Source organism: Mesorhizobium sp. ES1-4, from assembly GCF_020164745.1.
In the GTDB taxonomy this organism is placed as follows: domain Bacteria; phylum Pseudomonadota; class Alphaproteobacteria; order Rhizobiales; family Rhizobiaceae; genus Mesorhizobium.
This window is the reverse complement of sequence record NZ_JAIUGV010000009.1, coordinates 71,830-86,797: the sequence shown is the minus strand read 5'-3', so window position 1 is coordinate 86,797 and position 14,968 is coordinate 71,830. Positions and strand designations below refer to the sequence as shown.

Annotated in this window: 14 protein-coding genes; 3 read left to right on the top strand and 11 right to left on the bottom strand. The window is 65.9% G+C overall.

The genetic code is table 11. From position 1 onward, the window contains the following. Positions 1 to 8 precede the first annotated feature (8 nt). From LB556_RS18495 to LB556_RS18465, 7 genes are all read right to left on the bottom strand, one after another. The gene (locus tag LB556_RS18495) at positions 9 to 695 is read right to left on the bottom strand and encodes an aspartyl/asparaginyl beta-hydroxylase domain-containing protein (RefSeq protein WP_224569179.1); all 687 of its coding nucleotides are present in this window, start codon (positions 693 to 695) and stop codon (positions 9 to 11) included. A 58-nt stretch (positions 696 to 753) separates the two neighbouring features. Then, entirely contained in the window at positions 754 to 2,253 is a 1,500-nt protein-coding gene (locus tag LB556_RS18490; protein ID WP_224569178.1) for an efflux transporter outer membrane subunit, read from the bottom strand. An 11-nt stretch (positions 2,254 to 2,264) separates the two neighbouring features. Beyond that, complete coding sequence (locus LB556_RS18485; protein WP_224569177.1) at positions 2,265 to 5,420, bottom strand: efflux RND transporter permease subunit; 3,156 nt, start codon at positions 5,418 to 5,420, stop codon at positions 2,265 to 2,267. 3 nt (positions 5,421 to 5,423) lie between these two features. Then, positions 5,424 to 6,698 (bottom strand): efflux RND transporter periplasmic adaptor subunit, encoded by a 1,275-nt coding sequence (locus tag LB556_RS18480; RefSeq protein ID WP_224569176.1) that lies wholly within the window; start codon positions 6,696 to 6,698, stop codon positions 5,424 to 5,426. After that, on the bottom strand, positions 6,682 to 6,870 hold the full coding sequence (locus LB556_RS18475) for a hypothetical protein (protein ID WP_224569175.1): 189 nt from the start codon (positions 6,868 to 6,870) through the stop codon (positions 6,682 to 6,684). The genes LB556_RS18480 and LB556_RS18475 overlap by 17 nt, the downstream gene beginning before the upstream one ends. Before the next feature lie 111 nt (positions 6,871 to 6,981). Next, the gene (locus LB556_RS18470; protein WP_224569174.1) at positions 6,982 to 7,182 is read right to left on the bottom strand and encodes a hypothetical protein; all 201 of its coding nucleotides are present in this window, start codon (positions 7,180 to 7,182) and stop codon (positions 6,982 to 6,984) included. Between the two features lie 117 nt (positions 7,183 to 7,299). Continuing rightward, positions 7,300 to 8,016 (bottom strand): hypothetical protein, encoded by a 717-nt coding sequence (locus LB556_RS18465; RefSeq protein WP_224569173.1) that lies wholly within the window; start codon positions 8,014 to 8,016, stop codon positions 7,300 to 7,302. A gap of 221 nt (positions 8,017 to 8,237) precedes the next feature. On the opposite strand from LB556_RS18465, the gene LB556_RS18460 reads away from it, so the two are divergent. After that, positions 8,238 to 8,966, top strand: a complete 729-nt coding sequence (locus LB556_RS18460) for a response regulator (RefSeq protein ID WP_224569408.1) — start codon at positions 8,238 to 8,240, stop codon at positions 8,964 to 8,966. Beyond that, a complete protein-coding gene (locus tag LB556_RS18455; RefSeq protein ID WP_224569172.1) occupies positions 8,963 to 10,204 on the top strand; it encodes an ATP-binding protein in 1,242 nt (413 codons plus the stop codon). The genes LB556_RS18460 and LB556_RS18455 overlap by 4 nt, the downstream gene beginning before the upstream one ends. 93 nt (positions 10,205 to 10,297) lie before the next feature. On the opposite strand, the gene LB556_RS18450 is transcribed toward LB556_RS18455, so the two are convergent. Further along, on the bottom strand, positions 10,298 to 11,764 hold the full coding sequence (locus tag LB556_RS18450) for a hypothetical protein (RefSeq protein ID WP_224569171.1): 1,467 nt from the start codon (positions 11,762 to 11,764) through the stop codon (positions 10,298 to 10,300). Between the two features lie 288 nt (positions 11,765 to 12,052). Here LB556_RS18450 and LB556_RS18445 point away from each other — a divergent pair, with 288 nt between their 5' ends. Further along, positions 12,053 to 12,655 (top strand): sulfotransferase family protein, encoded by a 603-nt coding sequence (locus LB556_RS18445; RefSeq protein WP_224569170.1) that lies wholly within the window; start codon positions 12,053 to 12,055, stop codon positions 12,653 to 12,655. A gap of 189 nt (positions 12,656 to 12,844) precedes the next feature. Here LB556_RS18445 and minE read toward each other — a convergent pair whose 3' ends face one another. The 3 genes from minE to minC all read right to left on the bottom strand — a co-directional run bounded on the left by minE (position 12,845) and on the right by minC (position 14,936). Then, positions 12,845 to 13,117 (bottom strand): cell division topological specificity factor MinE, encoded by a 273-nt coding sequence (minE, locus tag LB556_RS18440; protein WP_224569169.1) that lies wholly within the window; start codon positions 13,115 to 13,117, stop codon positions 12,845 to 12,847. Continuing rightward, a complete protein-coding gene (gene minD, locus LB556_RS18435; protein ID WP_023774841.1) occupies positions 13,114 to 13,929 on the bottom strand; it encodes a septum site-determining protein MinD in 816 nt (271 codons plus the stop codon). Before minD ends, minE begins: the two co-directional genes overlap by 4 nt. 164 nt (positions 13,930 to 14,093) lie before the next feature. Next, positions 14,094 to 14,936: a septum site-determining protein MinC gene (gene minC / locus LB556_RS18430; protein ID WP_224569168.1), complete on the bottom strand. Its 843-nt coding sequence runs from the start codon at positions 14,934 to 14,936 to the stop codon at positions 14,094 to 14,096. Between the last annotated feature and the right edge of the window lie 32 nt (positions 14,937 to 14,968).

Here is a 14,968-nt window from a genome sequence, read left to right as displayed (position 1 = left end):
GGCCAGGTTCAGCCGGAGAAGGACACGCCCCTGTGGCGCATCCCCGCCTGCACGCCGCGCACGATCAGCCGGGACAGGATTTCCATGTCCAGCGGCATCCTCGGGCGCCAGACGTCGAGCAGCAGCGCAATGCGCGCCTCGTCGGCATTGTTCATCACCTCATGCGGGAAAGTGTCGTCCCACAGCATGCCTTCGCCATCCGCGATCCGCTTCTCCTGATGATTGATCATCATGATGGTCGCGGGGCGGCCATCGGCCTGCCGCGGGATGACCAGACCGAGGTGAAAGCGCATGATGCCGCGAAACGGTCCGCGATGGCTCGGAATGTGCTTGCGCGGCGCCAGGAACGAGATGGCCGCCGATTTCACCTCGGGGCACTCGGCGAGCAACTGGCTCAGAACCGGCATCCGCGCCAGGTTTTCGGGAATGCCGACATCGTAGGCCTTGAGCACGAACATGCGCCAGTCGATGCCGTCATTGGCCGAGATCCCGGCCTGCTCCGGCATGATGTCATGGAAGCGCGGCGCCCTACCCAGCCGCATGGCCAGCGCTTCGTCGCGTATGCCGCGCCAGGCAGCGATGAATTTCGCCGCGTTCGGAAAGTCGGTGGCTGCATCGAGGATCGCCGGCGCGTCTATGCGTTTTTCATAGACACGTCGGACGCCATTGGATGCAAGATCGTAGATACGCGACATCTCATTGCCTCGAAGACACTATAAACGGACCGCCGTTGGTTTGGGTTGCACATTTTGTTCATTGCGTCGTGAGCTTCGATACTATCCGTGGCCGGGCCTTGACGTCGACGATCTCGGGCTTGGTGGTATCGACCGCGCCGTCCCAGCCGCCGCCGAGCGCCTTGTTGAGGGCGATGTAGTTGGTCGCCAGCAGGACGCGGCTCTGCAGCAGCGAATCCTCGGCCGAGTAGAGCGAGCGCTGGGCGTCGAGCACGTCGAGAAGACTGGTCTCGCCGGCCTTATAGAGCGTGCCCTCCAGCCGCGCCGCATCTCCATAGGATTTCGCCGACGAGGCAAGCTTGCCGATGCGGATGCGTTCCTGCGCCAGCGCAACGAGCGCATTCTCGACATCCTCGAGCGCGGTCAGCACCGAAGACCGGTAGGCGATGAAATACTGGTCGCGCTGCGCCTGGGCGACCTCGACGGCCGCCTTCAACTGCCCGGCGTTGAACAGCGGGACGCTCAGCGTCGGCCCGAAGGACCAGCCGATCGAGGAGTTCTTGCCGAGATCGCCGAGCCGGTAGGCCGTGGTGCTGATGTCCCCGGTCAGGCTGACCGTGGGATAACGCGCGGCCTCGGCCTGGCCGATCCTGGCGGTGTACTGCGCGTATTGCCGCTCGGCCATGAGCACATCCGGGCGCGACAACAGGATGTCGGACGGAATCCCGGTCGGGATCGGCAGCCTTGGCGCCGGGATCGCAGTGCTGCGCTTCAACCGCTCGCCGAGTGTCGCCGGCGGGCGACCCGTCAGTACGGATAGGCGATGCATCGCTTCGGCATAGCTTGCCTCCAGCGTCGGCACCGCGGCCTCGGTGCTGGCCGCCTGTCCCATCGCCTTGGCGACATCGGCGGCGGTCGCGGTGCCCGCCTGCGCCATCGTGCGGGTGAGTTCGGCGGTCTGTCGCTGCAAGGCGGCCGAACGCCGGGCGAGCGCGATGCGTGCCTGGTAGCCGCGCGCCTGGGTATAGGTGGATGCGACATCGCCGACCAGCGTCAGCAGTGTCGAGCGCAATTCCTCCTGCGAGGCATCCACCCCATAGCGCGCGGCCTCGACACCCCTGCGGTTGGCGCCGAACAGGTCGAGTTCCCAGCTGGCGTCGAAGCCGGACTGGTAATCGCTGTAGGCATCGCTGGCGGTGCCGCCGGCCGCAGCGGCGGCCGTCTTGTTGCGCGTCGCCGATGCCGAGCCTTCGGCCGACGGGAACAGTGTGCCCGCACTCTGCCGATAGCTGGCGCGCGCCTCGCGGATCTTGGCCTTCGCCGTGGCGACATCGAGATTGCCGGCGACCGCTTCCTCGACCAGCGTGTCGAGCTGCGGGTCGCGCAGACGCCGCCACCATTGCGACAGCTGCGCCGGCTCGGCGGACTTCGCCAGCTTCTGGCCGCTCCAGTTCGCCGGCATCGGCAGGATGGGCGTCCGGTAGTCCGGACCGACGACGCATCCCGCGAGCAAGGCCGCGCCGAGCATGGGCGCAAGGAGCCGCCCCGCGGCCACCGAGCCACGTTCAAAACCTGTCATATGGAGGACCCTTATTGCTGGTTGGCCGTCACCGGCGTTTCGCCCGTATCTTGCCCGGGATCTGGCTTGGCCACCCTGCCCTTGAAGATGCGCCGCACCGTGACGAACAGCAGCGGCACCAGGAACACGCCGATCACCGTCGCCGCGATCATGCCGCCCATCACGCCGATGCCGACGGAGTTCTGCGCCCCCGAGCCGGCGCCGCTGGCGATCGCAAGCGGCGTGACGCCGAGGATGAAGGCCAACGACGTCATCAGGATCGGCCGCAATCGCTGTCGCGCCGCCTCCAGCGTCGCCTCGACGAGCCCCATGCCGGCCGTCTGCCGCTCGATGGCGAACTCGACGATCAGGATGGCGTTCTTGGCGGCTAGGCCGATCGTGGTCAAAAGGCCGACCTTGAAATAGACGTCGTTGGTCTGGCCGAACAGGCTTGCCGCCGCCAGCGCGCCGAAGATGCCGATCGGCACCGACAGCATGACCGCGAACGGGATCGACCAGCTTTCATAGAGTGCCGCCAGGCACAGGAACACGACCAGGGCCGAGATCGCATAGAGCGACGTCGCCTGGTTGCCCGAAAGCCGCTCCTGGTGCGACAGCCCGGTCCATTCGTGCGAATAGCCGGCCGGCAGTTGCGCGACGAGCTTGTCGATCTCGTCCATCGCCGCACCCGAACTCACGCCCGCTGCCGCCGCGCCCTGGATTTCGACCGCCGCCGAACCATTGTAGCGTTCGAGCCGGGGCGACCCGAATGTCCAGTGGCTGGAGGCGAAGGCCGAGAACGGCACCATGACGCCGCTGGCATTGCGGACCTGCCATTTGTCGAGGTCCTCCGGCTGCATGCGGAAATTCGCGTCCGACTGCATGTAGACCGGCTTCACCCGCCCGCGGTCGATGAAGTCGTTGACGTAGTCGCTGCCCCAGGCGCTGGACAGGGTGTTGTTGATGTCGGCAAGGCTGACGCCCAGCGCGCTTGCCTTTTCCTGGTCGATGTCGACCGAGAATTGCGGCTGGTCCTCCTGCCCGTTGGGGCGGGTGTTAGCGAGCAGCTTGCTCTGCGCGGCGAGACCCAAAAGCTGGTTGCGCGTCTGGATCAGCGCGTCATGGCCGGCGCCGTTGACGTCCTGCAGGTAGAAATCGAAGCCGTTTGTGTTGCCGAAACCCTGGATGGCGGGGGGCGCCAGCGCGAAGACCTGCGCATCCCTGATCTTCCTGAACGCGCCCATCGCGCGGCCGGCGATCGCTTGCGCCGCCATTGCGGGCGACTTGCGCTGGGCAAAATCCTTCAGCCGCACGAAGCCGATGCCGACATTCTGCCCGGCGCCGCCGAAACCGAAGCCGGAGGCGGTGAAGACACCGTCGACCACATCCTTCTCGTCGTTGAGATAGTGATCGGTCACCTGCGCCAGCACGCGCTCGGTCCGGTCCTGCGTCGCGCCGACCGGCAGTTGCACGGAGGTGATCAGGATGCCCTGGTCCTCTTCCGGCAGGAACGAGCTTGGCAGCCGCGCGAACATCCAGCCCATGGCGATGACGATGGCGAGGAAGACGGCCAGGAAACGCCACGACCGGTTGATGATGCCGCGCGACCCGTCGCGATAGGCAAGCGTGCCGCGATCGAAGGTACGGTTGAACCAGCCGAACGGGCCGGTCTGCGTGGCGTGGTCCTTCGGACGCCGCAGGATCGTGGCGCAGAGGGCCGGCGTCAGCACAAGCGCCACCAGCACGGACAGCACCATGGCCGAGACGATGGTCACCGAGAACTGCCGGTAGATGATGCCGGTGGAACCGCCGAAGAAGGCCATCGGCACGAACACGGCCGACAGCACGGTAGCGATGCCGATCAGCGCGCCGGTGATCTCGTTCATCGATTTTCGCGTCGCTTCTTTCGGCGACAGGTCTTCCTCCGCCATGACGCGCTCGACGTTTTCGACCACGACGATGGCATCGTCGACGAGCAGGCCGATGGCCAGCACCATGGCGAACATGGTCAGCGTGTTGACCGAATAGCCGAACAGCGACAGCACGCCGAATGTGCCGAGCAGCACCACCGGCACCGCGATGGTTGGGATGATCGTCGCCCGCAGATTCTGCAGGAAGATGAACATCACCAGGAACACCAGCACGATCGCCTCGGCCAGCGTCTTGACCACCTCCTCGATCGACAGCCGCACGAAAGGCGAGGTGTCGTAGGGGTAGACGACCTCGACCCCTTGCGGGAAGGTCGAGCTCAGCCGGTTGATCGTCGAGCGCACCGCTTCGGCGGTGCTGATGGCATTGGCGCCGGTCGCCAGGTTTACGGCGACACCCGCCGCCGGCTTGCCGTTGTAATGGGCCTGCGTCGTATAGCTCTTGGCGCCGAGCTCGACCGTGGCGACATCGTTGAGGCGGACCAGCGAGCCGTCGGTCTGGCTCTTCAGGATGATGTTGCGGAACTGCTCGGCGGTCTGCAGCCGGCTCTTGGCGGTCACCGTGGCATTGAGCTGCTGGCCCTTGCGCGCCGGCAGCCCGCCGAGCTGGCCGGCCGAAACCTGCGTGTTCTGCGCCTGGATGGCGGTCGCCACGTCGTTCGGCATCAGCGCATATTTGGCGAGCTTGTCTGGATCGAGCCAGATGCGCATGGCGTAGCCGGAGCCGAAGAGCTGCGTCGACCCCACGCCCTCGACGCGCTTCAGCGTGTCATTGACCGTGGCGTCGACATAGTCGGCGAGATCGGTCGAGTTCATCTTGCCGTCGCTGGAGACGAAGCCGATGACCATCAGGAAGCCGGTCGACGACTTTGAAACCGTGATGCCGTTGCTCTGCACCACCTGCGGCAGTTGCGACTGCACCAGTTGCAGCTTGTTCTGCGTCTGCACCTGGGCGGTGTCGGGATCGGCCGAACTGGTGAAGGTCAGCGTGATCGAGGCCGAACCGGTCGAGGTCGACGTCGCTGTCATGTAGTCCAGATTGTCGATGCCGGTCATGCCTTGCTCGATGACCTTGGTCACCGAATTCTCGACGGTCTGCGCGTCGGCGCCGGGATAGGTGGCGCTGATGTTGACCGTGGTCGGTGCGATCTGCGGATATTGCGAGATCGGCAGCGTGGTGAGCGCGAGAAGGCCGCCCAGCATGATCACGATGGCGATCACCCAGGCGAAGATCGGCCGGTTGATGAAAAATGCTGACATCGTTCAGTTCCCGGTCGCGGCGGGCTGCTGGCCGGTGCTGGCCGTCTTGGATGGGGTTGGCAGGGCCGATGTCTGGCCCCGGTCCTTGATCTCCCCGGTGGCCCCGTCGATCGTCACTTCGACGCCGGTCGCGTCGCCGCCGGGGCGCACGAGCTGCAGCCCCTCGACGATGACGCGGTCGCCATCGCCGACACCGTTATCGACCAGCCAATTGTTGCCGACGCTGTTGCGCACGGCTAGCACGCGCGTCTCGACCTTGCCTTGCGCATTGATGACCATGGCCGTCGCTTCGCCCTTGGTGTTGCGGGTGACGCCGCGTTGCGGCACCAGGAAGCTGTTCTGGGCGACCCCCTCCTCCACCAGCGCCCGCACATACATGCCGGGCAGAAGCAGGCGGTCGGGATTGGGGAACTCGGCCCTCAGGGCGAATGTGCCGGTGGTCTGGTCGACATTGGCGCCGGCGAATTCCAGTTTGCCGGTCTGCGCGTAGATGGTGCCGTTCTCGAGCTTCAGCTTGACGCTGACATTGGGGCCGCTGAACTTCAGCCGCCCTTGTGAGATCGCCTGGCGCAGATTGAGCAGGTTGGTGCTCGACTGCGTGACGTCGACATTGATCGGGTCGAGCGAACGGATCGTGGTCAGCACCGTCTCCTGGTTGGCGGTCACCAGCGCGCCCGGCGTCAGCGTGGACTTGTCGATGCGGCCGGCGATCGGTGCGGTGATCGAGGTGCGGTCGAGGCTGATGCGCGCGGTTTCGGCGCTGGCCTTGGCGGAGGCCACATCCGCCTGCGCTTGTGCCAGCGTTGCGGCGGCGTCGTCATAATCCTGTTTGGAAACAACGTTCTGCTTCAACAGTCCAGCGTAGCGGTCGAACTTGGCCTGCGCAGTGGGCACCGCCGCTTCCGCCTTCTGCTGGGCGGCGACCGCGCTGTCATAGGCTGCCTTGTAGCTCGCCGGATCGATGAGATAGAGCGGCTGCCCCGCCACCACCTCGGCTCCTTCCTTGAACAGGCGCTGCTGGATGATGCCGTTCACCTGCGGGCGCACCTCGGCGATCAGCGACGCCGCCGTGCGCCCCGGAAGTTCGGCTGTTATCGCTACCGACTGCGGATGCAGCGTGACGACGCCGACTTCCGGCTTGCCGACACCGCCCATGCCCGCGGGCGTCTTGCCGCCCTCCTGCGAGCAGGCCGCCAGCAGAAGGGCCGCTGCGAGCGCAGCCATCCAGGGCGCGAGCCGGCGAGCCGGCAGGGAGGACTGGCTAGACTGGATGGACATGGGCTGAACGATCTTTCGCTGGAGGTGCGGTGACCGCCTGGGCATCGGATCGCGCCGTGAGGAGCGAGGCCGAACGCCGGCGGCCGGAGGCAAGGCTGGGAACGGTCGATGTCGTGACGAAGGGCCGCGCCCATCCGCGGGCGGCATCGAGCAGTGCTTCGAAGCGGCTCATGTAGCGCCCCTTGTTCTCGGCTGGAGCGCACCCGAGGATCGAATGGCTGGCCGCGATGCCCTCCGCGTCATTATGCCGATCGGGACCGACATGCCAAGCGCCTTGCCGGCCTTACGCGATCTTGCGGTCATGATTTTCGCCGGGCCGTTGCGAAAGCGGGAGAGACAGGCGCCAGGCGGCGAAGTCCAGCCGGATCGCGCCCTTCAGCGTGTCGGCCGGCAGCGCCGCATGGCATGCCCGTCTGGCATGGCCGAGCGGAAATTTAGGGCTGGCCGATGCGATCAGCCGCAGCAGCATCAGGGCTTCCCACATCGTCGTGCCTTCATTCTCGAGGGTTCGGGATGGCGCGATCCGCCATCCCGGAAGGAAACCGGCCGGCCCGGGAACGGGTTGGCTACCGGGGCCGGCCGGCGCAGCCGGTCGGCGTTGTCAGCCATTCCCGGGCTGGGGTGGCGACGTCATCAGGCCATCGTTGGGCGGGCCTGCCGGACTGGCTGCATCATCCGGCGAACCGTCCCAGCGACCGGGGGGTGGTCCGTTGGGGCGTTCCGCCGAAGCGAGGATTTCGAGTTGTTCCGGCGTGAGCTTGGCCCGCAGCTCGGCGATTGCGTCCTTCAGCTTCGCCGCCGAGGCCGCCCGCGCCGTGACGTCGTCAGCCAGCCTTTCCTGGAAGGCGAAGGGATCGGGCTTGCCGACAGGACCCGCATCGGGACCCTTTACCCGCGGCCCGCTGTCTGGCCCCCCGGTGCCGCCAGGACCGCGATCGGGTCGCGGCGGCGAAAGCACCGCCTGCAGTGCGCTGGTATAATCGCGCCAGGCGTCGAGCTGTTCGCCGCGGATGCCGACGCGGGTTTCGAGCGCGGCCAGCCGGGCGGCCAGCATGAATTCCGGCGGCGGCCCCATGTGGTGGGGGCCAAGGCCTTCGGGTCCGAAGCGCTGCGGCCCCCAACCCTGCGGACCATGCCGCATCGGCCCATGCGGGCCGAAACCCTGCGGGCCCAAACCCTGCGGGCCATGGTCTGGTCCATCCTGCATTGCCGTGACGGGTGGCTCGCCGGGCGCTGCGCCCGGTTCGGGCTGCGCCGCCAGCGCGGGGTGAATGGCGGCGGCGGAAAACAGGCCGAGCGCAAGAAGTCTGCTTCGCATGACGATATCCTTTCATCCATGCCTTGGACGTCAGGAGGATAGGAAGCGTGTTTGTCTGCTTCGCGTCGGCGTGTTGCCGAAGGTTTCCCCAAAAGGGCAATTTGTTTCCGAATGTTTCCATCAGCCGGCCAGAAACATTGCGTTGCAATTTTCCATGCCGCTTCAGGGCGCTCTCCCTATAATCAGGACATGCCCCGATAATCGCGGGCAAGGGCACGATGATGCAGCCACAACCCCATATCCTCGTCGTCGACGACGACCGCGAAATCCGGACCCTGCTCGGGCGCTATCTCGACGGCCAGGGCTTTCGCGTCTCGGTGGCGGCCGATCGGCGCGAATGCGAGCAGAAGCTGGCCGCCGGCCAGTTCGACCTTGTCGTGCTCGACGTCATGCTGCCGGACGGTTCCGGTCTCGATATCTGCCGCGCCCTGCGCGACCGCAAGCCGCACGTCCCGGTGATCCTGTTGACGGCGCTGAAGGAGGATGTCGACCGCATCATCGGGCTCGAACTCGGGGCCGACGACTATCTGGGCAAACCGTTCAACCCGCGCGAGCTTACCGCCCGCATCCGCGCCGTGCTCAGGCGCTCGACGCCGGAAGAGGCAGCGCCGGCCTCCCCACCCCGCGCCTATCGTTTCGCCAGCTACAGGCTGGAGCCGGACACCCGCAAGGTGACGGACGCGCAAGGCGTGGCCGTCGATCTCACCGGCGCTGAATTCGACCTGCTGCAGGTGTTCCTCGACCGTCCCGGCCGGCTGCTGTCGCGCGACCAGCTGCTTGATCTCACGCAAGGGCGCGAGCGCGATCCGCTCGAACGCTCGGTCGACGTGCTGATGAGCCGGCTGCGCCGCAAATTCACCGACACCGGCGACGGGCCGCTGTTCAAGACCGTGCGCAATGGCGGCTACCAGCTCACCGCGCGCGTCGAGACCGTGGAGGCGCAGGCGTGAACTCGCTGCGCCGGCGCCTGATCCTGTTGCTGGTCGCCTCGATCGTCGGCGTCGTCGGCCTGGCGACGGTGGCCGTGCTCAGCGTGCGCGGCGGTGGGCCGCCGCCGGAACTCGTCGTGCCCTGGGTTGCCCAGCAGATGGAGCTCGTGGTGCGGCTGCTGCCCGGACCCATACCCGATGTGCTGCGGGTGCAATTCAGCGACCGGCCGGCCGCCGGCAAGGTGGACCGCGCCGAAACGGCCATGCTCAATGATCTGCTGCGCCGCCGGGGTTTCGACTTCGAGGCCATCGTCAGCGAGAAGGCCGACGATCCCACCCAGTTCGCATCGATGCGCCTGCCCGACAGCCGTTGGGCGATCCTGGAAGTTGCGCATATCGATCCGCCGAGGCGCGAATGGCTGGTGCTCGCCGGCTGGATCTCGCTGATCGTGGCCGGCGCCACCGCCGTCTCGGTCTATTTCACCTCTGTGCTGATCCGGCCGCTCGAGATGCTGGAGGCCACCGTGTCCAAGATCGGTTCGGACGGCGTGCTGGCGCCCGTGCCGGAGGTAGGCTCGGCCGAGGTCAAGGCGACGGCCCATGCGCTGAACCAGCTCTCATCCAGGCTGAAAACCGCCATGGAGAGCCGCATGCGGCTGGTGGCCGCCGCCGGCCATGACCTGCGCACGCCGATGACGCGCATGCGGCTGCGCGCCGAATTCCTCGACGAGGAGCGCGACAAGTGGCTGCACGATCTCGACGAACTCGACCGCATCGCCGACAGCGCCATCCGCCTGGTGCGCGAGGAGGTCAACCAGGATGCCGTCGAGCCGCTGGACCTGGAAAAGATGGTCCGCGACATATCAGCCGAGATGGCCACGCTCGGCCATTCCGTCTCGATCGGCCATCTCGACGGGGTTTCGGTGCGCGCCGGCGCGCTCGGCCTGCGCCGGGCGCTGCGCAACCTGATCGTCAACGCCGCCACTCACGGCAAGGCCTGCACGATCGCGCTCGACCTCGCCGACGGGCGCGCCGTGCTCTCCATATCGGATATCGGCCCGGGCATTCCGCCCGACCTCATCAACAAGGCCTTCGAGCCCTTCTTCCGCGTCGACCCCGGCCGCCTGCAATCCATTCCCGGCGCCGGCCTCGGTCTTGCCATCGCCAAGGAGATCATCGAGCGCTACGGCGGCACGGTGACGCTGGAGAACCGCCGGGGCGGCGGGCTGGCGCAGACGGTGGTATTCGCGGCTGTGTGATTGCGCCAGGGCGGCGGCCGGCGGGATCGTTAAGGCAGCCCAAGCCGGGACGCCGCCAGGCAACGGGGCCAGCGACTGCGTGTGCCGAGCGAGCTATGACGTGGCGCGCAGGTTCCTGCGGATGGGCCGCCGGCTCGTTGCACGGGCTTTCTCGGCCACCACGGCGGCGATCTCGACCACCTCGCCCTCGCGCGACCGGCCGCTGGTGGCCTTGTGGAGCCGCTCGTAGGGAAGCAATTCCTTGATCCGGGCGTTGAGCGACGCGATTTCAGCCCGCAGATCCTCGCATTCCTGCCGCTGGACATCCCGTTGGATGTCCTCCGACGCCTGTTGCAGCGTGAGCTGCGAAAGATTGGCGTTCGCTTTCGAAAGGCTCAGCTTGTCGGCTTCGTTCTCATCCGTGAGCGCGGCCAATCTTTCATCGGCGATTTTCTTTTCAGTCACCGCGTCGTCAAGGTCGGTCTTGAGCCTGGCAATCTCGGCGGCGGCTGCGCTGTTTTCGTTCGAAGCCCGCTCCAGCCGCGATTCCAGATCTTGTTTCTCGGAACGCAATCCGCCCATTTCCGTCTGGGCGCGAGCCCGTTCGGCTTCCCAGTCGCCTTCCATCATGCTCGCCGACTCGATCTTTTCGGCCAGCTTCGCCTGTGTGGCCTCGAGCGCCTTCTGCAGCCGGATCTCCTCCTTCTCGCTCTTGCCGAGCGCCGCCAGCAGTTCGGCAAGCCGCGCCGCTTCGCTGGCATGGATTGTCGAAAGCTCGTCCAGCCTGTGGCGCGCCTGGGTCTCGCGCTTCAGCACCTTGTCGAGTTCGGCCGACAGGCTGACATGTTTTTCCCGCAGCATCTTGCTCTCGCGCAAGCGCCTGTTTGCCTCGACCGTCCTGGCCGTCAGCCGGTTGGCGATGTCGCCGAATTCGGCATCGCGTTTGGCGTTGGCGTTGGCCGCCTCCGCGAGTTCGAGCCTTACCGCCGCAAGCGTTGCGCGAAGTGTCTCCCGGTCCTGGACGAGGCTCGTCTCGCGCTGCTGCAGCAATTCGCACGCGCCCTCGCGCTCGCGCAGCTTTGCCGCGGTGTCGTGCAACTTTTCCGACAGCATTCTCTGCTCGGCGATCAGCCCGGCGTTTGCGAGCTCCAGTTCGTTGGCGCGAAGAATGTCGGTGTGGAGGATGTTGAGGAATTCCCGCGTCAGATGGTGCGAGGTCGAGATCTCCGACAGTTTGCCATTGATCTCATCCAGGTAATCCCTGGCGTCGTGGAACATCCCTTCGAAAGCATTCAACGCCGCCAGCCGGGTCTGGGCATGGGGCATCAATCGTTGCGCGGTTCCAGCAGTTTCGGCGTTGCCCGCCCCGTCCGGATTGTCCGCGGCATCCGCATGCGCGGCTTCGGCTTTGGGTGGCGAGGCGTCGGCGCCTGACGCGGCATCGGGGACATCGTCGCCCTTTGGCGGTGCTTCGAATTCGCTGTCGAGGCTGGCATCCAGGGCGTCCGCCAGATCGTCCTGCAACTCCTGGAGCGCGTTATCCACGTCTTCAGCACGCTTGATCAGGTTCTTGAAGTTCATACGGAACTCCCTCTTACGCAACCAAACCAGATATTTAACAAACTCCTAATATGTATCCATACATCCGCTTATTCCGCAAGGGAAGGCCCCGTTGAGAAATGTAAATTTTCGACATTGGTGATTTGGACACGGCGAGCAGCCGGTGCCGAGCCTCCGGCGCAGACCGTGGCGTTCGCGGCGGTTTGAGCGTCGGCGCTGTTCGCCCCTGCCGAAGGCGATGGCGATCGTCATCTGCGGTCTGATATGCTGCCGGCAATCGGCTTGCGGATCGAACGGGAGGGTGTGGAGATGTCGATCAAGGTAATCGGAACCGGCTTCGGCCGAACGGGCACGGATTCGATGCGGGAGGCGCTGGCCATTCTCGGCTTCGGCCCTTGTCATCACATGCATGAAGCGATCGGCAACGAGGAGCAGAAACGGATGTGGCGTGCGCTGGCCCAAGGTGCTGCGCCGGACTGGAACCAGTTGCTCTGCGGCTATGTCTCCTGTCTGGACTGGCCCTCGGCATACTACTGGCGCGAATTGATCGACTTCTATCCGGACGCCAGGGTGATCCTGACCTACCGCTCGGCCGAAAACTGGTGGGAGAGTTTTGAAAAAACGATCGCGGCGGGGCTTGAGCGAAGCGTGGATCAGGAGTCGCTGGGCCTTGCCCTGATCGCCAAGCAGGTGTTCGGCGGCCGGCCCGGTGACCGGGCGCATGCCATTGCCTGCTACGAGGCCAATGTCCGTGAGGTTTACGCCAGGGTGCCACCGGAGCGGCTGCTGGTCCACGCTCTTGGCGACGGCTGGGAGTCGCTGTGCGGCCATCTCGGCGTTGCGATACCGGATCAGGATTATCCCAACCGCAACACCGCCGAGAGCTTCAGGTCGAAATTTTCGCTGAACTGATCTGGACAAATGCCGGCGGTCCGGGCCTCGGCAAATCCGGCTTCCTCGCCCCCTCCTGGAGCAATTCAGGAAAAGTGCGTAGCGGTTTTCCGTCCGGAATTGCGTGAAAACAAAGATTTAGAGCGGTTCAGCGATTCTATCAAACGCTGAACCGCTCTGGAGTGGGGCGAGGAAAAAGCGCGGCGGTTTTTAGCCCGCCATGGCCAGCGGCACGGCGCTCTTGTTGGGGATCTGGATGTCGATTTCCAGCGTCGACATGGTCTCGCCGCGATCCATCGAGACCTGGATGTAGTCTTGGTCGATCTGCACATGCTTGGCGATCACAGCCATGATCTCCTCGCGCAGGATGGACACGAGATCGGGCTGGCCACGGCTGCGGCGCTCATAGGCCAGCAGCACCTGCAGCCGCTCGCGCGCCACCGGCGCACTGGTGCGCCGCTTGAAGAGGTCGAGGATGCTCATGCGGCCCTCCTTCCGAGCAGACGGTCGAGGAAACCCTTGCGCTCGAAGGGAACCACCACCGGCAGATCTTCGCCTTCCAGCCGCCGTGCCGCTTCGAGATAGGCGCGTGCGGCGTTGTTGAGCGGTTCCGACAGCGTGACCGGCGAGCCGAGGTTGGAGGCGCGCAGCACATCCTGGCTTTCCGGGATGATGCCGAGCAGCGGCACCGAGAGGATTTCCAGCACGTCGTCGATCGAGAGCATCTCGCCGCGCGCGGCCCGCGCCGCGTCATAACGGGTGACCAGCACGTGCTTGGCGATCTGCTCGCCCTGTTCGGCGCGCATCGTGCGGGCGTCGAGCAGGCCGATGATGCGGTCGGAATCGCGCACCGACGACACTTCCGGATTGGTGACGATGACCGCCTCGTCGGCGAAGCGCATGGCCAGTTGCGCGCCGCGCTCGATGCCGGCCGGGCTGTCGCAGAACACATAGTCGAAGACCGAGCGCAGCTTGTCGATCACCTCGCCGACGCCGTCCTCCGTCAGCGCGTCCTTGTCGCGCGTCTGCGAGGCCGGCAGCAGGAACAGCGTGTCGACGCGCTTGTCGCGGATCAGCGCCTGCGACAGCTTGGCTTGACCCTGGATGACGTTGACGAGGTCGAACACCACGCGCCGCTCGGCGCCCATGATCAGGTCGAGATTGCGCAGGCCGACGTCGAAATCGACCAGCGCCACCTTCTTGCCGGTCTTGGCGACCGCGGCCCCGAGCGCGGCCGTCGAGGTGGTCTTGCCGACGCCCCCCTTGCCCGATGTGACGACCACTACCTTGCCCATGGAAAAAGCCTCCGTTGCCTGTTGTCGTTGCCGTGCGCCGCACGGTTGTTGTCAGAGCCTGCCATCATGCCATCCCAAACCGGTCCGAAGCTTGCGCGCGGCGATCTTGTCTCCGCGCCAGTCCGGGCCGGAACCGTGAAACCGGGCGTCAGCATCGCGCCGCCCTAGTTCAGCGGCACGACGGCGAGCATGTCGCCTTCGAGGAAAGCCTGCACCGCCTTGCCGCGCGAGACGCCTTCCATCTCCTCGGCGGTGGTGTACCAGCCATCGACCGAGATCAGCTCCGCCTCGTTCCTGCGGCAGAAGATGCGCGCCGACCTGTTGCCTTGCGAGCCGGCGATGGCGCGGCCGCGCAGCGTGCCATAGACATGGATCGAGCCCGCCGCGATGATTTCCGAGCCGGAAGCGACCGAGCCGAGCACGATGACATCGCCATGCGGGTGGAAGACCGACTGGCCCGAGCGGATCGGCGACTTGATCATCAGCGTGCCGGCCTGCGCCGTTTCCACAACGCCGGCGTCCGCCGCCTTGGCGGCCTCGCTCTTGCCGGCCTCGGCCTTGATTTCGTCGACCTTGCCCTCGCCGGGCCTGCCAGCATCCTTGCCGCGTTCCGAAAACACCGTCTCCAGCTTGCCTGCTTCTTCCGCCGCCTCCGCCTTGCCCTTGCGGCCGGGAAGCAGGCCGTCCGTGGTCGCCTCCTTGGCGCCGGTCAAAAGCGGCGGCAGGTCAAGCCCGAGCGCAGCCCCTTCGAGCTCGATCGCATAGACCCTTATGCCGCGCGCGCCGAGCGAAGCGACCAGCAGCGCGATGTCGGCGACCTCAGGCTTCAGCGTGTTCAAATCGAGCACCACGGGCCGCCCGGCAAAATACCCCGGCGAATTGCCGATCCAGTGATCCAGCCCCTCCAGCCAAGCCGCGATCGGCGCCTCCGGCGCCAGCGTGAAGGCGACGAAAGAACGGGCGCGGAAGCGAATGGATTTGGTCTCCAGGGGGGCGGCAAAAGTCACGGCTGGCGAATCCTTACTGAGAGGTAAACGCT